Raw genomic sequence first — 18,548 nt, 5'->3', positions numbered from 1 at the left:
CACTATGTCTAATTCAAATTTCGGCTTTTTAGCTCTGGCCTTGCGCCAACGCCTGATCAAACGCTGGTCACTGATGCACTCTGTTCAACCAGAGTCTGTGTTAGAGCACAGCGCTGTTGTTACCTTACTTTCCTATCTGGCTGGCAATATCGCTATTCAGCAAGGTAAGTCGGTGGATCTGGCAACTATGCTGGCTCATGCTTCTTTGCATGACGCTGCCGAGGTTCTCTGCTCTGATGTTGTAACACCAGTCAAGAAAGCAAATGCTGTTTTGCAGCGTGAGTTTGAAAGATTGGAGAAGGCCGCAGAGGACAAACTCATTCAGACTCTTCCCGTAGAGCTCCAGGATGCAGTCGCTATAGCCTTCGCTCCCGGTGGCTATGAACAATCACTGGTTAAGGCCTGTGATACCTACTCCGCTTACATCAAGTGCAAACTTGAGGTGGCCGCAGGTAATGGCATTGAGTTCCAGGATGCGCTTAGCAAAATGGAGCTGGTTGTTGCTCAGGTGAAATTGGACTTTCCGGAAATCGACGCTCTGGATAAATGGTTTGGTAACGGACTCGGCCATTCAGTAGATAAACTGCTGTCAGGGGGTAACGATGACTAACCTACAACCTGGCGAAATCAAGATTAAGGACTTTGGCCGCGACCGGAAATTCCGTTCGGTTGATGAGCTTCAAAGCACTTTGTCTGAACAGTACAAAGGTCAGCATGTCAGTATCGTTTACCCAGCAAAGCCTAACGGGTTACTCCGAACGGTCTTTGTCAGTGTTGATGATGCTGGTGGCGTAAATCAGACCTATGGAGACCAATCTCCAGTCGATTTTTCTGCCATCAAAGATGACCTTTTTGGTGAAATGCTATGAAAGCATCACTAAAATCCTTATCAAAAGAGCAGGTTAATACACTGGCATGTAAGCTAGGGGAAATTCAAAGGCATTTGGCCGAAGATACTGAATTACTCTCTGATTTAAGTGAACTAGGTATTGATTTGTCGTCTGAGATTGATGGCTACGATTGTGTGATAGAAGCTCTATTTGAGTTGCAACAGTTCGCCAATCAAAATCTGTCTTAATAAGTTAACCCTCACTCGGGCGCATCATCCCGAGAGGGTGTGGTGCGTCCTAACTATAAGGAATGCACTATGTCTAACTTTGAACAAGCTCTGGAACGTACTGACGGCAAGACACTGATTCTCAGCAACGGGAGTAAGTGGGCAGGCCAAGACCCCGATAACATTCAGACTTTGCTGGATGTTCTCGGCAACAACGTTCTTGATCCAATGTTTGAGCAGTATCACTGCTACCGTTATTATCCGTTTGAACCCCTGATTAAGACGGGGCGCAATGATAAGATATTCCAGCCTTGGCTGGGAGCAGCTTGTTTCTTTGGGAACTTTCTTACGGTCTCTCATGTTTTCAACATCATCACGAAAGATGACAGTGTTGTTGAGGCGTTAAATGAGGCGATCCAGAAGAACATAGCGACTGAACAATACCAGCAGTATGCCTATGAGCGTTACGCCGGTTGGTTCTACGCTGAAACTAGCGAAGGGTTTAGGCTTGTATCTCCAAGTGAGGCTGCCGACATCCGTGCTGGCGCAGTTTCAAAGCTGCGTTACCCAAGAAACTTCGAGGTTATGAAAACTGCGGTTATCAAAGGACCTCGATTCGATGCTGAATTAAGCCGCAAGGCTTCTTAAACCCAAATATTAACCCCACGGGGGACATTAGTCCCTGCGGGGGTGGTGTCTCCCTCTGAAACTAAGGAGATACCAATGATTAAACAGCATTTTCAAAACGAACTGGTTAAGTGCGGATACCCGGATGATCTGAAAATTGAGTACAGTCTCGGGTACTGCCAGGGCGATGGAATGGCGTTCTATGGAGACTTGGGCGTTGATGACGTAAAAGCACTCATGAAGCGCCTATTCAGCACTGAGCTCGGCCAAGTAGATGCTGTCAGTCGCGTGAAGAACCTGATGGCACAGAAAGACATTGAGAATATGCTTTTTGTCCTCCGTGAGTATGGTTCCTGTGACTTGTCCATTACCCGGAACAGTTATGGGCATCACTACAGCCACTGGAACTGCATGAACATCGACGACAACGTGGACTTTACAGGGATCTTCCCTGATGATGACACCATGCTAGGAACCGGCATTGAAGCGATTAACCAGGATATGATCGAGCGTTGGCAAGACATCTGGGATCGTTTTGTGTTGGAGCTGGCGGATGATGTGAAAAGCATTTCCAAGAAGCTCGAATCCGACGGATACTCGCTGATAGAGGCATCTCCATGCGAAGAAGAGGTGGTTTGGGAACGGACCACTGAAAACTACCTGGTGCGTGTGACTGAACTCCCTGAGCGGGATTTCGATATGGGCCACTGGGATGACGAAGTACGAGACCAAACAATTTGCTCCATTCTGGAAGGGAAAGAGCGAGTTCTTGGCCTACGAGTTGAGGTACTCTCTCGTGAAAACGAGATAGTTCTGGGTGAAGATAGTCTGCACGGTTTGACCGTTGCCAGTGATGACAAGAGTTACGCTGGTTACAGACGAGAACTTCTCCGGGCTGCTATCCAGCAAACCAGGGACTTCTTCTCTCGCCACCTCAAAGCGGCATAACCAAGGCAGGGGGAAACCCCTGCTTTACTTTCCAAGTCTTCTTACTCATGGTAAAGCCATCAGTAAGCAGATTTTGTTCTCTCCGGAGAGCGAAAACGTGCGATAGCTGGTCGCCAAAAACAAACAGCAAATTAACGTTAATTTACTAATCCCTGCGGGAGTTTATCTCCTGCTGGAGATACCTCCCGTTTTTTCTGGAGGTATCCATGAATAGCAAATTCCAAAATTTTAAGCTGGTTTATCGTCAAGGTGGTCGTCGCTTAGAGCGTGTCTTTACAGACACTCTTTACGTGAATGTGAAGCGTGTCGCTGACTCGTTTCCCCCGACCGTTCTTTGGCGCATCTTGCCAGCGTAAAATTCGGAACCTTAAAGCTCGGCTTTGGCCGTGACCTTTCAATAACCCATGCGGGTACACTTCCCCGCACGGGGTTGGTGTGCCCATTAACTTTGGAGTACACCTTATGAACCAATTAGCTAAATTGGACATCGCCCAAATCCGTCAACAAGCCATCAATGATGGACTGCTGGTGGACCAATCTTCCATCGGTAAGCAAGCTGGTTTCCTGACGAATGTGGCAGTGACCCCGGCAATTGTCGATGGTGTATTTGGTGCAGATGGTAAACACTCAGTAGAAGACTTCCTTTTCATGTTTTTGCAGCTTTGTGTTGCTCAAACAAAGGTCGCTTTTACCGACAACAAGAACTGGGGAAAGATTCGTCTTTACTACCCCATGCCTACTGTAGATGGCTTTTTCAAACCCACTGAGGTTGTGATTAAGTCAGATCCTGTAACCGCAGATGTCACAGTCATGATGGCCTCGGAAGAGGGCACCCATTTGTGCTTGTGATATTCACAAAATTCGCCTCCGTTTCGGGGGCGATCTTTTAAACCCCTTGCCGGGGAGTTCTCCCCGGCTGGGGAGCCTCCTTGGCACATCCTCTCAGTGTCGGGGTTTCCTTAAAACCCTGTCAACGGGGGGTTAAGGAAGCCTCGATGCTGGGGTTCACGCTAAGGAGAAAACCTATGTCTTACTACAAAGCTGACACCGTTCGTGAAGCGGCTAACGGAAACTGGCTATTCATCCTGGCGGCCCTAGCGCCCCATCTTGAACCAGCTCTCCGTAAACCAGGTCGTCATGTTTCTTGCCCTATCCACGGCGGGAAAGATGGCTTCCGACTGTTCAAGGATGCCCACCTGACTGGTGGCGGCGTATGCAACACATGCGGTGCTAATCATGATGGTTTTGAGTTGCTCATGTGGCTCAATAATTGGGACTTTAAGCAGTGCCTAAGCGAGGTTGGTGATTACCTGGGAGTTGAGAAAGAGCAACCCCAGTATCAACAATCTGCTGCACCGTCACGAGCTCCTGCCCAGGCCAAAGCGCCTGTTCAGCAAGAGCCTATGAAGGTAAACAACAAGGTTCTCGATTCCAAGAATCGCAAGAAATCCATTGCCGGTACTCTGATCGCCCACGGTAAAGCTCCCTACGAGCATAACGAAGACAATGAGCTTAGCTACTTTGCCTTCATCCGTGACAAGAGTGGCTTGGAACGCACCGTTTGGGGTGTGGATCTTGAAAGAGCCATTGGTGAAAGCGAAGCCAAGTATGGGGATGAGATCATCATGACAAACCTCGGGCGCGAGCCTGTAACTGTCGTCGTTGAAGTTAAAGACGATCAGGGGAATGTTGTGAGAGAACAACCTATGCAAACGCACCGCAACACTTGGTTGGTCGAACGTCGTGGCGCTACGGTAACGCAGTTCCGCGCTCGTTCAAACGGTGGTGTTGAACCGGTGAGTCACTATGTTGAGACGGCCCCTGTGGTCAATCACACGGTAGCAACTCCGGCACCGCAAGCACAATCTGCGGCAGCACAACCGGAAGCGCAAAGCAGTGAAGACAAGCCGAAAGTTGTTCCGATGTTTCGTGAACAACCCAAGCCTTGGCTGCTTGAGCTCCAAGAGGAAATGGAGAAGAGAATGGAGCGCGAACGCGCTTACAGTGCTCGTCTCCGTGAGAAAATCGAGAAGGTATGGAACGAGTGTTTACCGTTCTCCAGTCATGTGACTGAGCCAATGCGTCTGTACTTCAAAAACCGTGAGCTTCTGTTCAAGGTCGATGAAGTAGAAAAAACAGACTGTCTGCGGTTCAATCCGGCTATGGCCTACTACGACGAAGATGGCAATGAAGTTGGGAAGTTCCCGGCTATCGTCTGCGCTATCCGAGATGTGGAAGGCAATCTGGTAACGCTCCACCGCACCTATCTCACCCCAAACGGTAAGAAAGCTAAGGTCGGCAACGCCAAGAAAATGATGCCCATTCCGGAAGGTTTGGATGTCAATGGTGCGGCCATCCGCCTTGGTGAACCGACTGAGGGTATCCTGGGTGTTGCAGAAGGGTTGGAAACAGCTCTATCCGCTTATCGAGTCACTCAAATCCCGGTTTGGTCAACGGTCAATGCGACCCTGATGGAGTCCTTCGAGGTTCCGGAAGGTGTTCACACCGTACTGATCTGGGCTGACAAAGATAAGTCTGTGACTGGTGAGAAGTCAGCGAATGTGCTGAAAGCCAAGCTGGAGAAGCGCGGCATTCGTGTGTACATCCTGCTGCCTAAGCTCCCTATCCCGCCCAGAGCGAAAGGGATTGACTGGAACGATGTCCTGATGAGTCAGGGAAGCCTCGGCTTTCCAAATGCTCGCTACCTGCGCGATTTTATTGCGAGAAGGAGAGATGAGTATGCCCGTCATTGATGTCTCAAAGGTTGATACCACGCCTGGTAACGACGAAGTGTGCTCCTTCTCACCCCCTGAGGGGTGGGAGGGTGACTCTGCGGTTTACATTGAGCTTATGCGGTCTCGGTATCGTAATCTGATGCACTGCCAGAGAATGATGGTGACGGCTTCTTTCGCAAGAAGGGAGTCCATCCAAGTTACTGGTCCTTTTGCTGACGAAGCGACTAAGATCATTAACTCAATGAAAATGAACAAGGCAAAGCCGCCATCGGCTTTGTCTGCTTAAAACTTTAACCCTGAGGGGGTGTTCATGCCCTCTCGGGCATGATTCGCCTCCTCTTCAACTGTGGAGGTAATTATGAAAAAGTTTTTGCGTATTAAGACGTGGTTTGTGCGTCTTTTCTCTCCTGACAAGAAGACTCTGGGAGCTATCGGTGAAGACCTGCGTAAGGTCGCCGTAACAGCCATCGGTGTTGGTATTGTAGGATTGGCTGTATCTGGGGACACTATTACCGTCAAAGAAGCCGGTTTAGTGTTGTTTGTTGGGGTTATCCTGTGGATCTATGGTATAATCTTAACCAAGGTCAGCAATTCCTAAGGGGGTCAAATGGACGCTTTCACATTAGGTATGTTAGGGTTGCTTTTATTTTTCACTGTCGTCACTGGCGGCAGTCTGTATCTCTACCATGAGAAACAGAAAGAAAAAAAGCATCACAACGCCTAAAGAATAACTGCGAAAATGAACGAAAAGGCCAGCAATAGCTGGCCTTTTTTTATACTTGAAGTTTGAGGTGTTACATGTCACGATAAGGTAAGTGTGACATGTAACGGAAAAGGTGATTTTTTGAAAGTATCCAATGAAGACGCTCATTCGACGTCAATATACCTCCTCAGAGCCGCTTCACGTCCAGCGTTTTGGCGTGACGTTCCCTTTGATAAGAAACTTGAAGCTGTGAATAGTCTGAATAGCATAGGACGCTCACCCTCAGAACTCACCGAATGGATTAATAAATATCTGACAGCAGAGCAAATTAATAAGCTCGGGACATCTATTAGGCAACGTCGCAGAAGGGGATATGGTGTTGGTAAAAGCATAACTATAAGCGATAACGCCCACAGGATTTTGAAGCGGTTGTCAGAAGTCGATGGTTGCAGTTTGTCAGAAGTGATCGAGAAACGCCTAGCCCGAGCTTATAAAAATACATGGGACCATAAATAGAGTGACACTAGGGGTTGCATTTTTAAAACCCGTGATAGCATCTAAATGAACCCAAACGAATAGGGGTGCTGGCGGCGATGCCGACCATTATCCCGACAATGGAGAAATAGACCATGATGACATTGACTACCGTCTCGAAGAAAACTTCAAATAATTCAGCCCTTGTATTCTGGCGCGTTGGTACAAAACGGAAAGGCATCCTTGATGTCCATATTGATTTTGACCACGAAGAAGCGGATCTTTTGGCTGAGCTCGTAGCCATTCGCTATCTGGCGCTGGACAAACAGGTTTTTTGCAGAGAGCCAGGTGCTGGTGCTGGTTACAAGCTGGTGGTATCCAAAGGTGCGATCAGGAAGTTGGCGCTGGGCAAATCCACCAAGGCTTTTGCTTTCAAGTTTGCGGCTTGCCTCACTGGGCGTTTAAAGGGCGCTACTATTGAAGTCTCGCAGAGCATGGAGTTTATGGATGAGCCGGGAGAGGGCAACATTGAGCTCCTCGATGTGGACAAGCAAGCCTATACCCAGACTCATGACGAAATATCTACACCGGCCATTGGCCCCGTCCTGGTTACTCAACATGCCATCGATCAGTATCAGGCCCGGATAACCTCTGGAGACCCTAAAAAACCGTGGGCCTCACTTGTTGGCCGCCTCCTGCATCCAGAGTTACAGGTTCAGCCCTTTGACGAGAAAGTGGCTCGCCATAAAGCCAGAAAGTATGGCCGCGTAGATAACGTGGAAGTCTGGGGCCATAGAGATTCCAAGTTCAAGTACCTGATGGTGATCAACGACGACAACCAAAAACGTGTTCTTGTCACGGTGTTTGAGCGAAATGAGTAACCTGTTTGGTGAGTCTTAACCTGCTTCTCATTTGTTCTGAATACACAACCTCTCCAAATCACGTATTCATACCCTAAAAGGGCAAAAACGCAGTCGTTGATAACGACTCTCCTACCTGAAAATAGCTCCAGCATAAAAACTGGAGCTGTAAATGAGATCGAGACCTTCCCTTTTACTGATGCGAAACCTGCGGTCATTGGCCGTTGTGGTGCTCGCAACTTTGCCGTGCGTTGCTTTTGCACAATGGCGGGTTGTAGCCGTGAGCACCGAAGTAGACAAAATGCGCTTCAATACCATCATAGACGCGCATTCCTTCATGAAGAATTATCGCTCTGGTGAGGAGCAAGGGAAGGGAACGCCCGTTGGGGATACGCTTTATCCGGTTGCCAGTTACGGTGATGGCCGTTATGTCTCCAGGATCTGTTTTAAGTATCTAGGCGCTACTGGCGATTATGACCCCACTACCTGCACTGGCGACCCAGCTACGGTCTACTGGCGCTCAACCTACGTTTTGCCGGGTGAGATGGATAAAACACCGCTCCTGGACAGGGATCTCGGCTTACCAACAACGACCATGTGTGTAGGGAACCTTATCCATCTTGGCACCGGCAATAAGTTCCAGGCTGAACTGGATTATCAAAGCGGAGGCTCCGACCCTTTCACATTCACCAGATACTACAATAGCCACCCTCCTGATGAAGAGCTCGGCGGCTGGCGGCATACCTACTCGCGGAGCGTCGAGGTCAACGCCTCGAAGTACGGTGAGAACATGGTTGTCCTGCACCGGCCAGAAGGGCAGGAACTCGCCTTCTACAACTCGTCCTCTGTCTGGGTGCCAACTTGGAAAACCGATGATACCTTGACGAAGGAGGCAACCGGCTGGCGCTACACCCAATCTGACGGGGTAGTTGAGGCCTATGATGAAACCGGACGACTGACCGGCATCGAGAAGCCCAATGGCAATCACATCACCCTGAGCTATTTGAACGGAGAGCTATCCTCGATCACTGACGGCTTTGGCCGCACCATCCAGTTCCAGTATCAAGATGGTCGCATGGTCAGTGTCACCGATCCTGCTGGTGGCAGTTTTCAGTACCAGTACAATAGCGCTGGCAAGCTGGCGGAAGTGATCTACCAGGACAATACGAGCCGCAGCTATCTCTACGATGACCCGAATGCACCAGGTTTGCTCTCTGGGCTGGTGGACGAGAACGGCAACCGTTTTGCCACATGGGGATATGATGCTCAGGGGAGGGCGGTTCTAAGCGAACACGCCGGGGGCGCAGAGAAAACTCAGGTAAGCTACAACGCTGACGGAAGCGCCTCTGTCACCAATGCACTCGGCCACGTACAGCGATACACCTACAGCCGTCACAATGGGATGCTCAAGCCTGATGTTGTTGAGGGTGCGCCGTGTACCGGCTTTGTGGGAGGCAAGGAAACCTACGTCTACGACAGCAAAGGTCTCGTCTCCAGTATTACTGACCGCGCTGGGCAGAAGCGCACGTTCACCCATAACGACCGGGGATTGGAAACCACCCAAATAGACCAGGACGGGGGCAAGGTTACGACCGACTGGCTTCCTTCCAAGTCGCTCCCGGAAAAAATCACAGAACCAACCAGAATCACTGAGCTCACCTACGACACTCATCTTCGGGTGATAAGTCGCAAGGTCACTGATCGCAGCTCAGGCGCTTCCCGGACATGGACGTACACCTATGCCCCTGTTGGTACAGGAAAGCCGAGCCTGTTGGCCTCGGTTGATGGTCCGCGCACCGACGTCAGCGATGTGACGACATTTGACTACGATGACCAGGGCAACCTGATCCGGACAACGAACGCGCTGGGGCAGGTGACGCAGTTTGGTGACTACGACGCGAACGGTCGCGCCGGGACCATTCAGGGTGTCAACGGTGTAACCCAGACCCTCACTTATGACGCCAGAGGAAGACTTGTCAGCTCCACTGGACCAGAAGGAACCACGGTCTACAACTATGATGCTGTGGGCCTCCTGAGTTCGCTGACCAAGCCAAATGGTGCAACCGTCAGCTATGAGTACGACGCTGCACATCGGCTGGTGGCGGAAACAGATGCACAGGGCAACCGGCGCGAGCTTGAGCTCAATGACCTCGGGAACCCAGTAGAAGAGCGACTGCTCGATGCGCTGGGCCAGACCCGTTGGATAGAGCGCCGGATCTTCAACGAAATCGGCTGGCTCTCCAGTGTCTCCGATGCCTATAGCAATCAGTCATCGTTTTCCTACGATGTGGTGGCAAACCTGATACAGGAGACCAGTCCATCTGGTAACACACACTCCTACAAGTACGACGGCTTCCATCACCGTACACAAACGACCGATCCCCTCGGGAAGGTCACGCAGGTGCTCTACAAGGATACCGGCGATGTTTACCGTGTCTCCGACCCTCGTTCGCGCCTGACCTACTACAGCTACAACGGCTTTGGCGAAGTGACTCAAGTCCGGAGCCCGGACACTGGCACCACCGACATTACCTATGACGAAGCCGGTAATGTGGCAACGCGCAAGACGGCCAAGGGACAAACCACAAGCTACAGCTATGACGCGCTGAACCGGATCATCGAGACCTCCACCGATGTCGCTGGCGAATCGCCAATTCTGTACGGGTATGACGAATCAACCTCACCATACGGCATAGGCCGCTTGACCTCAGTCGATGATGGCAACGGTGTCCGGAGATATGGCTATACACCCGAAGGATGGCTGGCTTACGAGACCTGGGAAACCCACGGGCAGAGCCTTACTACCCAGTACCAATACGATGGTGCAGGCCTCATCACGAAGATCACGTATCCCAGTGGTCGTGAGGTTTCCTACAACCGTGATTTAGCCGGTGACGTCATCGAGGTGGCAACTACACAAGCAGGCACAACAACAAGCCTGGCAAGCCAGATCGAGCGAGCGCCCTTTGGCCCCGTCACCAGTATGGTCAGAGGGAACGGCATTTCAGAAAGTCGCTCTTTGGATCTCAATTACCGAGTCACCGGCATCGACGCTACCAGGGTGCATTCGCTGGTCTATCGGTACACGCCAGACTCGTTGATTTCAGCCATAGACGACCACCTCAGCTCATCAGTCAATCAGTCGCTCGGTTATGACGCGGTTGGCCGCATAACCTCTGCTGATGGGCTCTATGGCGTTTTGGGCTATGGCTATGACGCCACCGGCAACAGGACCTCGATCACGACCGATGGCCTGAGCCAAAGCTACACCATCAACTACATGAACAACTGGTTGGTGAAGGCCGGGCAAACCTCCAGAAGCTATGACGCCAATGGCAACCTGACTAAGCAGGGGACGGATACCTTCACCTATGACAGCCAGAACCGGCTGGTGGACGCAACGGTCGCAGGAGTGACTGCAAGCTACACCTACAACCATCTGGATCAGCGTGTAACAAAGACCGCGAATGGCAGTATCCGTCTGTTCGTTTACGACCTGGCAGGAAACCTCATCGAGGAGCTGGACGCGGCCACTGGAGACGTGCTGGCGGAGTATATCTGGCTCGATGGCACTCCCTTGGGCTTTGTTCAGTCAGGACAGACCTACCAAGTCCACGTCGATCACCTGGGCACCCCGAAGGCACTGACCGACGTCAGCGGCCAAGTGGTTTGGAAGGCGAGCTACAGCCCGTTCGGTAAGGCCAGCATCACCACCCAGGGGCCAACCTTCAACCTGCGGTTCCCAGGGCAGTATTACGACGAGGAGACCGGGCTCCACTACAACTGGCGGCGTTACTACGACCCGAATACCGGGCGGTACATCACCAGTGATCCGATTGGACTTGCAGGTGGGATTAACACCTATGCCTATGCGCTGAGCAACCCGGCTATTTACACAGACCCAACTGGGTTGTGGGTTCCCCAAGTTATTGGGGCAATCATAAATATGGGATTTGAAGGATACCGGCAATATCAAACAGGTGCTTTTGATGCGGGGCGTCTTCTTGTGGCTGGCGCTACGGGTGCTATTGGAGGTTTCGGAAGCACTCCTCTTCGCGCTGTTATATTTGGAGCGACAGCAGGAGCAATACAAAACACATACAGTCAGATTACTGATACAACGAAAGAAAAATGCGATGGCGGGGTATCGACAATAGATGTTAGCGAGATATTTCGTAGCGCTTTGCTTGGAGGCGGCGGAGGTTTGCTAGGTTACGGAGGTGGAGCTATTGGGAAAAACATATTGAGGACACCAAACGTCATCGGTGAACCCTTAACGACAAGAGTGGTTTTTAATTATGGTAATCATGGAGCGGCAATTGGTGCCGCAGGAGGCACAGCTTTTGGAAATCAATAACTGGGTAGATTTCTTTCTTTATACAGCTTACTTCACTGGAGTTGTTGTGATTCTTATCCCTCTTGGGGTTAATTTTATTTACGTAGGAATCGCAGGGGTAATAAAGCATAAGAAGATAAAGTATGACAAAGGAACTGACATTCATCGTATTGGTAGAAATGTTTTTGAGATTGTTGGCGTAGGAGTCTTTGCTATATCTTTCTCTGTATGGTTTCTTTTCTTCGATAAAGGAGGGCACCTATTCCATTACCCAGCGGAAGTGATGAGATTCTTCTCCGGAACATAAGGCGGGTGATGCTGGTGCCGGTTATGGCTAACCGACACCAGCGGCCAAGTGGTTTGGAGTGTGAGCCATCATATATGGCAGTAGGGAGAGATACTTTTGGAAATCAATAGTATTATGCTTGGCACAAAAGAGCTGTGGCTCCATATTCAAAAAGGGGAATTTCAGAGAAATGAAGAATAAGAAAGTAATAGCTTTGATAATGGTCGCAGCCGCATCATGCTCGTCAGCCTACGCCGCGACATTACCGACCAGTGAGGTGGACGCATACATACTTGTAGTGGCTCGCAAACATAATCTCTCTGACTTGATTACATCCTGTTTTCCCGACTCAGATTAACTGATAATAAGCAAAATGCTCGGCTCACAATCAGTGCCAATGAGATCTGCTGTAACACTATCTGGCTTGAATTCATCAGGCTCGGCTCACATTAGGTACCAACAAATGACTTGAGTTGCGCCAGTACGGTTTTCGTCATAATGTCCATTTCAAACAGCCTCTCCAGCGTATCCATGACCATCACTTCGTTTTCTGGTTGAATATCTTCTGCAAGCCACCGCTCACATTGCTGCTGAAATAAACTCAGCGAATCCAGCTGTTGCTGATAAGCTCTTTCCGTTCTGATTAGTTCACTGACCGACAGCAGAAATGGATTACCCTTTGCTTTCTCCAGGTTGAGCGTCTGAAGTTGGGTACTGCGGTGTACTTCCTCAACCATTTGAACAAGTAAAGGCAGCATGCTAATCGGCTGCCACTGTATTTTTTCAGACATAAAGTTCCTTTAAATGGGCAAGCCAGCTTCCCTTAAGTCCTGCGTAATTTCTTTAACCCGATTTGCATCCAGCTCGCCTTTAAAAAATTTCCGAAGCTCAGCAGGTTTGTAATGAAACTGGTCTACCAGTACCTTTTCGCTGTAACCATGCCGGATCAGGCGTGGTTCTATATCATTGATGCGTCGGGACAGGGTTAAATCCAATACGTCAACCGTGATCGGTTTCACACCCACATTAAAACCCTCTTCCAAGGCTAGTGATAAGTGCTGCTCAATCTGCAATGGTGTCGTCAACCGCTCTACCAGGTATTCGATTGCCTGCTCTTCAATAACATCTGTGGGTTTGGTTTTATCATCCGTACAATTGTCCAGCAACCAGTACACGTACTCTCGTAAATTTCCCTGAATAGCATCCAGTGACACGACAATTGTCCTATAACCTACTTCTTCCATCGTTGGGCCTTTTAAGTCATTTTTTAACTTCGGATGACCAGCTAGAATAATGGACAGTTTGCCGCCGCCATCTCTGATCACTTCCATCAAGCGCTTTAATCCTGTCAGCGTACGATGATGCAAATCATGGGCTTCGTCCACTAACAGCACCACTGGCTTTTTGACATCCTGAATTAAGTCGCGTAGTTCACGTTCCCGTTTCTCGCCGAGTTTTGGTACCCGATAGTCTTTATCGCCGCTGACATCATAAAACAGAGCGGTGATAAGGGTCCCAAGGTTGGTCTTTGTTTTCTCAACAGACAGCGATTTTGCAACGATGACTTTTTTTTCTTTCGCCAGTAAGTCTTGCAGTCGTGACAATGTTGTGGTTTTGCCGCTGCCGACCACACCGGATAACGCAATCAGTTGCCCCTCAGGGATCACTTTTTTCAGCTGGTTGAAAATTCGTCGCTGATGATCGGTTTCGAAATAGTCGGCGTCCCGAAAATACTTAATAATGCCGTAGTGCTCCATGACTTCAAGTTGCATGAGTGCTATCTCCTTTTGGATGGAAGTACGATTTCAGTCGTGCCATTACAGCGGATTTTTCCAATGTTTCATCCAAAATGGCATCTATAAAGTCTCGATCTGATTGGTTTAACAATGCCAGTGGCTTACCGAGATAGTCTGCGATGGCGAGCTTTGCTTTGAGTACACTTCGGTAGCTCAGGTCGTTATAAGGATCAGGATCTGCAAACGGTGTGTCCGCAATAACATTCACGGTTTTAAGTATCGTCTTGAGGATGGCCACATTCTGCTCGTCCCCAACATCCCGCAAGCTCAGCGATTTCGCCAGAGTTTCTAACTTGTCTAATTTCTTCTCGGCCTGCGTCTTTTTAAATTTCCGGTACCGGTAGAGAGGAATAGGACCGCTGACTGGAAGATATGCCCCGTACCGCTTGCCTTCATGTTCAACAAATAGTTCGTCGTCAAACAGCCCCCACCAGAGTACAACCCGTTCACCGGCAAGTTCCGGACTGATTTCATAAACGGTGCCATCGACGCTGATCCTGGCATCAATGCCGACAGTACGTTGCTCCGGTTCTCTGGCAAATGCACAAAATCGCTCCCAGCTGCACATGCTTTGAATACCAGAAGGCGGAATATTGAGTTGCCAGTCCTCCATGCGGGAATGAGTCTCTAAACGGTGCGAGTGGTCGTTATATTGCTTTAGGTATTCCCGCAGCATGTCATTGGCTTCGACCTCATTTTTGGGTTCCCGCAGGTGATAGAGCACTTCATGGCATTCTTTGACTGTCCGAAAGGCTCGCTCGACTTTGCCTTTTGAACGGGCAGTTTTGCGCCTGTCAGTGGCGCTTGCAGGTTCATGGACTTTCAGCTCAACGCCCAAAAATACCATGACATTGCGAAATACACGGCTTTTAGCGATGGGACCATTATCCAGATAGATGGTTTTCGGGATACCACGGAATGGAAACTCGCTGTCAGACTTCGCACTCATGGCATTGAACAAAAACAGTAAGGCCGCTGGCGTATCCTCGCCATAGACGTTCCGATATTCCTGATAGCAAACCCCGCTGCGGTCATCGACCACGCTGTAGAGCATCAGTAGCGGCCTGCCTTTTTGTGGATCAAACCAAAGTGGTTCCTGCACATGCTTGAGATCAGATGGGCTGAGATCGAATTGCCAGCATTCATTGCTATATGTAGCTTGGAACCGGACGGCTGGCGTATCTCTAAGTACTTGTTTCGGATTAAAACCCCATTGCTGTAGGTAGCGGTTCACGGTCGCTTTGTTCAGGCGTCCAACCGGCACTTTAATGAACCCATAATCCGAGCCGACACCTGTGCGCTCCAGCAGCGCAATCGCATTGGCTGTTGAAAGATGACGGCCATTTTTATTCATCGTTCGAATTTTCAGCGCTGCAATAATTTCACAATACTGTTCCAGTTCAGCCTGCGGAATCGCTCTGGGTTTACCCGCATCACTGCGGCGGATGGATTTTGGCTGGTACAAATTGCGTAAGTGTCGGTACAAGGAACTTTCTGAAATGCCGTAGAGGGCTGTGGCCTGTGCGATGATGTCACGTCGTTGAGCGCTGCGCGGCGGTAAGCCTTCCAGTCGGTGGTAGAGATCAATCAAAACTTCCTGTGCAATGCCACGCTTCGCAGAGTTCATGGCATCACCTGAGACCAACACTGCCAATACCAACTCCCTGAAGTCGCAAGTACTTATAAAGAGTGGTCTTGGAAATACTGAGTTGTGCCGCAATTTGCTGTGCGCTGAGGCTGCCTTGCTTATACAACGCTTCAGCCGCAATGGCCACATTTTGGGCTTCTTTGCTAAGTCCAGGTGGACGCCCGCCATTACGTCCTCGTGCCCGAGCCGAAGCCAAGCCTGCTTTCGTACGCTCCCTGATTAAGTCCCGTTCAAATTCTGCAATGGAGGCAAACACATTCGTGATAAGGCGGCCTTGCGGTGTGGTGGTGTCCACTGGGTCGTTAAGGCTGCGAAGCCCAATCTGCCGTTCAGTCAGCTGGTTCATCAGATGAACCAAATGCTGTAACGACCGTCCGAGCCGATCCAGCTTGTATACAACGATAATATCGCCAGCTCTGAGCTGGCCAAGCAAATCATCAAGGCCAGGTCTTTTGGTTTTAGCGCCGGAAGCGACATCTTTAAAAACACGTTCACAACCGGCGTTTTTAAGTGCGTCTTCCTGCAGGTCAAAACTTTGCCCTTTGGTGCTGATCCGACAGTACCCAAAAATCATCAAATAACCCTGAATCGTTCATTTAATGGAGTGAAAGAGTATGGTTCTGAACGCTGATTTCATCAACCAGTTATCTGGACGGTTTTTGGCGCATTTTGTTCAGAGTTACTGTCATTTTCAGAAGACGACTGCACGGAATATCAGGAGTCGGCTGCACTGGTGGATTGCAGCGCGGTGTACAGGGCCGTCTTGCTCACCTTGAGCCGTGTAGCGGCCTCTCGGACATTAAGCCCGTTGGCGATGTGCTCCCGCGCTCGCTGCAACTTGTCGGCGGTGACAACCGGCTTTCGCCCGCCCTTCCTCCCACGAGCGGCGGCGGCAGTCAACCCGGCCTTGGTGCGCTCGCGGATCAAGTCGCGCTCGAACTGGCCCAGCGCGCCGAACACGTGGAAGATGAGCCGCCCGCCTGGCGTGGTGGTGTCGATGGCTTCCGTCAGAGAACGGAAGCCGACGCCTCGCGCTTCCAGCGCGCCTATCGTTTCGATTAGGTGCGGCATAGAGCGCCCGAGCCGATCCAGCCGCCAGACGGCCAGCACGTCGCCGTCGCGCAGGTAGGCCAGCGCATCAGCCAAGCCGGGGCGGTCGGCCTTGGCCCCGGAAGCCGTGTCCTCGAAAACGCGCTCGCAGCCTGCCTTGCGTAGCGCATCCGTCTGCAAGGCGGTGTCCTGTTCCGCCGTCGATACCCGCGCATAGCCGATCAGTGCCATTTGCCGCCTCTCTTGTCCGTCATTCCGTCCGCCTATCTTAATGTCCGACAACCCGTTGTGCAATAACTTTGCTGGACAGTGTCCGGCATGGCCGACTAATGATCGTTTGACGGACATTGACGGTAAGGCATTTTTGCATTACTATGTGAAGCATCAACCTTGATTGCGAGGGCAAACCACCATGACCACATTGACCGTTACCGCACGGGGACAAGTGACGTTTCGGAAGGACGTACTGCAACACCTCGGCATCAGGCCAGGCGACAAGATCGAGCTGGACTTGTTGCCAGACGGTCGGGGCGTGCTCAAGGCGGCACGGCCCGCAGGGACGATAGCCAGCTTTGTCGGCCTGCTCGCGGGCAAGACGCAGAAGGTTGCCACCATCGAAGAAATCAACGAGGCGGCGGCGCAAGGCTGGGCAGGTAAGCAATGAAGGTCGCAGTCGATACCAACGTCCTTGTGCGTGCGGTTGTGCGTGACGATCCCGCACAAGCGGACGTTGCCGCCGCAGTCTTGACCGACGCCGAGTTGATCGCGGTCGCGCTGCCGTGCCTATGCGAATTTGTTTGGGTGCTGCTGCGTGTCTACGGCTTCCAGCAAGCCGACGCGGCCAGCGCGATCCGGGCACTACTGGCCGCCGCGAATGTGGAAGTGAACCGGCCTGCCGTGGAGGCTGGCTTGCTGGTGCTCGACGCGGGCGGAGACTTTGCCGATGGCGTCATTGCCTACGAAGGCAACTGGCTTGGCGGGGAAACCTTCGTTTCCTTCGATAAGAAGGCGGTGGCACTTCTCACGGCGCAAGGGCAATCAACGCGCCTTTTGTGACGGACATGAGCATGAACGAATTCCGCCGACTGGCCGCGAAGATCGACCAACACATGCAGCAGCTTGCCGCCCAGGGTGTCAGCGAGGCCCATGCCATCATCAATCGCATGATGGGGTACGGGCCTGACCTGCACAGGATTTGGGTCGGCACATCCGATCAGCAGCTCATGGCGCTGTCCCGCGAGTTCCCAGGGTTCTACCGCTACGCCCGCATCATGGAAGAGGCATCCGAAGCCGAGCGCCGCAAGGCTTCGCGGCCCTATGACGGCATGGCCGAGTTCTCCGAACAGCACAAGCAAATGGGCGCGCAACTGCTGACCACGGCGGCCACGCTTGAGCGTGGCTACCAGGCGTTTCGTGCGAGCGGCAGTCTCCAAGACTTCCGGCCTCAGCTCGACGAGCTGGGCCGCCTGCATCGGCAATGGCTGTCCGACCTGGAAGCCTTCAAAGACTCGCTGCGCACGCAGGGCGCAGAACCCAAGGTGCTGGAATACGTGAACGAGGCTTTCGGCCGCCTGGCCGAGCGCATCAAGCAGCTTGCCGGTTGATCGCCGGAATTTTCGGCGGTTCCGGCTTTGTCGCGCCGTGCACAAGAGTTCTGAGCAATTCCGATCTCTCGCGGCGCTTCGTGCATAGAACTTCTGACCGTTCCCGGTCAGAAGTTCTATGCACACACGGCGGCCAGCCCAGTGAACTGGTGCAGTCGCCTTCTGAAAACGACAATCGCTCGTTTTTTGCGCAATTAAATGTGACCGGTCATAAATATTGGCGCAATCGTTAGTGCCATTATACGTACCTTTTGTAGACGTAGATTTGTAGACGAGTTTATGGACGGTTACAATGCTTATTTCGCATGCGAAATGTCGTTTTCAGAAGACGGCTGCACTGAACGTCAGAAGCCGACTGCACTATAGCAGCGGAGGGGTTGGATCCATCAGGCAACGACGGGCTGCTGCCGGCCATCAGCGGACG

The 18,548-nt window shown here is 51.3% G+C and carries 21 protein-coding genes; 16 read left to right on the top strand and 5 right to left on the bottom strand.

Translation table 11 applies throughout. The annotated features are described in order from the left end of the window. Positions 1–4: 4 nt before the first annotated feature. The 13 genes from yfbR to M0413_RS13375 all read left to right on the top strand — a co-directional run bounded on the left by yfbR (position 5) and on the right by M0413_RS13375 (position 12,047). Positions 5–610: a 5'-deoxynucleotidase gene (gene yfbR, locus M0413_RS13440; RefSeq protein ID WP_071681624.1), complete on the top strand. Its 606-nt coding sequence runs from the start codon at positions 5–7 to the stop codon at positions 608–610. Further along, a complete protein-coding gene (locus M0413_RS13435) occupies positions 603–869 on the top strand; it encodes a hypothetical protein (RefSeq protein WP_071681622.1) in 267 nt (88 codons plus the stop codon). Before yfbR ends, M0413_RS13435 begins: the two co-directional genes overlap by 8 nt. Next, positions 866–1,078 (top strand): hypothetical protein, encoded by a 213-nt coding sequence (locus tag M0413_RS13430; RefSeq protein ID WP_013141585.1) that lies wholly within the window; start codon positions 866–868, stop codon positions 1,076–1,078. The genes M0413_RS13435 and M0413_RS13430 overlap by 4 nt, the downstream gene beginning before the upstream one ends. 69 nt (positions 1,079–1,147) lie before the next feature. Next, positions 1,148–1,705, top strand: a complete 558-nt coding sequence (locus M0413_RS13425; RefSeq protein WP_249554559.1) for a pyruvate dehydrogenase — start codon at positions 1,148–1,150, stop codon at positions 1,703–1,705. A 75-nt stretch (positions 1,706–1,780) separates the two neighbouring features. Further along, the gene (locus tag M0413_RS13420; protein WP_113620305.1) at positions 1,781–2,632 is read left to right on the top strand and encodes an NgrC; all 852 of its coding nucleotides are present in this window, start codon (positions 1,781–1,783) and stop codon (positions 2,630–2,632) included. Between the two features lie 462 nt (positions 2,633–3,094). Next, complete coding sequence (locus M0413_RS13415; protein WP_071681614.1) at positions 3,095–3,481, top strand: hypothetical protein; 387 nt, start codon at positions 3,095–3,097, stop codon at positions 3,479–3,481. Between the two features lie 176 nt (positions 3,482–3,657). Then, positions 3,658–5,385 (top strand): DUF7146 domain-containing protein, encoded by a 1,728-nt coding sequence (locus M0413_RS13410; RefSeq protein WP_249554558.1) that lies wholly within the window; start codon positions 3,658–3,660, stop codon positions 5,383–5,385. Then, entirely contained in the window at positions 5,366–5,653 is a 288-nt protein-coding gene (locus tag M0413_RS13405) for a hypothetical protein (RefSeq protein WP_349628459.1), read from the top strand. The genes M0413_RS13410 and M0413_RS13405 overlap by 20 nt, the downstream gene beginning before the upstream one ends. 72 nt (positions 5,654–5,725) lie before the next feature. Continuing rightward, positions 5,726–5,965: a hypothetical protein gene (locus M0413_RS13400; protein WP_021326768.1), complete on the top strand. Its 240-nt coding sequence runs from the start codon at positions 5,726–5,728 to the stop codon at positions 5,963–5,965. 246 nt (positions 5,966–6,211) lie between these two features. Continuing rightward, a complete protein-coding gene (locus M0413_RS13390; RefSeq protein WP_113847821.1) occupies positions 6,212–6,586 on the top strand; it encodes a hypothetical protein in 375 nt (124 codons plus the stop codon). Positions 6,587–6,699: 113 nt separating this feature from the next. Next, positions 6,700–7,425 carry a hypothetical protein gene (locus tag M0413_RS13385; RefSeq protein ID WP_249554557.1) on the top strand — a complete coding sequence of 242 codons (726 nt, stop codon included), beginning with the start codon at positions 6,700–6,702 and terminating at the stop codon, positions 7,423–7,425. 259 nt (positions 7,426–7,684) lie between these two features. Beyond that, the gene (locus tag M0413_RS13380) at positions 7,685–11,761 is read left to right on the top strand and encodes an RHS repeat-associated core domain-containing protein (RefSeq protein WP_249554555.1); all 4,077 of its coding nucleotides are present in this window, start codon (positions 7,685–7,687) and stop codon (positions 11,759–11,761) included. Further along, positions 11,748–12,047, top strand: coding sequence for a hypothetical protein (locus tag M0413_RS13375; protein WP_113847824.1), 300 nt, complete (start codon positions 11,748–11,750; stop codon positions 12,045–12,047). The genes M0413_RS13380 and M0413_RS13375 overlap by 14 nt, the downstream gene beginning before the upstream one ends. A 428-nt stretch (positions 12,048–12,475) precedes the next feature. Here M0413_RS13375 and M0413_RS13365 read toward each other — a convergent pair whose 3' ends face one another. From M0413_RS13365 to M0413_RS13345, 5 genes are all read right to left on the bottom strand, one after another. Next, complete coding sequence (locus tag M0413_RS13365) at positions 12,476–12,817, bottom strand: hypothetical protein (protein ID WP_249554553.1); 342 nt, start codon at positions 12,815–12,817, stop codon at positions 12,476–12,478. 9 nt (positions 12,818–12,826) lie between these two features. After that, positions 12,827–13,798: an ExeA family protein gene (locus M0413_RS13360; RefSeq protein WP_249554551.1), complete on the bottom strand. Its 972-nt coding sequence runs from the start codon at positions 13,796–13,798 to the stop codon at positions 12,827–12,829. Further along, entirely contained in the window at positions 13,788–15,428 is a 1,641-nt protein-coding gene (locus tag M0413_RS13355) for an IS481 family transposase (protein WP_249554621.1), read from the bottom strand. The genes M0413_RS13360 and M0413_RS13355 overlap by 11 nt, the downstream gene beginning before the upstream one ends. Positions 15,429–15,453: 25 nt before the next feature. Beyond that, complete coding sequence (locus tag M0413_RS13350; protein WP_249554549.1) at positions 15,454–16,044, bottom strand: recombinase family protein; 591 nt, start codon at positions 16,042–16,044, stop codon at positions 15,454–15,456. Between the two features lie 140 nt (positions 16,045–16,184). Beyond that, the gene (locus tag M0413_RS13345) at positions 16,185–16,751 is read right to left on the bottom strand and encodes a recombinase family protein (RefSeq protein WP_003159185.1); all 567 of its coding nucleotides are present in this window, start codon (positions 16,749–16,751) and stop codon (positions 16,185–16,187) included. Positions 16,752–16,932: 181 nt separating this feature from the next. Between M0413_RS13345 and M0413_RS13340 the strand changes: the two genes are divergently transcribed. The 3 genes from M0413_RS13340 to M0413_RS13330 are packed head-to-tail and all read left to right on the top strand — an operon-like array spanning position 16,933 to position 18,124. After that, on the top strand, positions 16,933–17,184 hold the full coding sequence (locus M0413_RS13340) for an AbrB/MazE/SpoVT family DNA-binding domain-containing protein (RefSeq protein WP_003108276.1): 252 nt from the start codon (positions 16,933–16,935) through the stop codon (positions 17,182–17,184). Beyond that, positions 17,181–17,576: a type II toxin-antitoxin system VapC family toxin gene (locus M0413_RS13335; protein ID WP_003159186.1), complete on the top strand. Its 396-nt coding sequence runs from the start codon at positions 17,181–17,183 to the stop codon at positions 17,574–17,576. Before M0413_RS13340 ends, M0413_RS13335 begins: the two co-directional genes overlap by 4 nt. Before the next feature lie 11 nt (positions 17,577–17,587). Then, the gene (locus tag M0413_RS13330; protein ID WP_003159187.1) at positions 17,588–18,124 is read left to right on the top strand and encodes a hypothetical protein; all 537 of its coding nucleotides are present in this window, start codon (positions 17,588–17,590) and stop codon (positions 18,122–18,124) included. The last annotated feature ends 424 nt before the right edge of the window (positions 18,125–18,548 follow it).

This window comes from Shewanella sp. 8A (assembly GCF_023475945.1).
Taxonomy (GTDB): domain Bacteria; phylum Pseudomonadota; class Gammaproteobacteria; order Enterobacterales; family Shewanellaceae; genus Shewanella; species Shewanella xiamenensis.
Note: the sequence above shows the minus strand (reverse complement) of the source record. Positions and strands in the feature narration are given on the sequence as shown.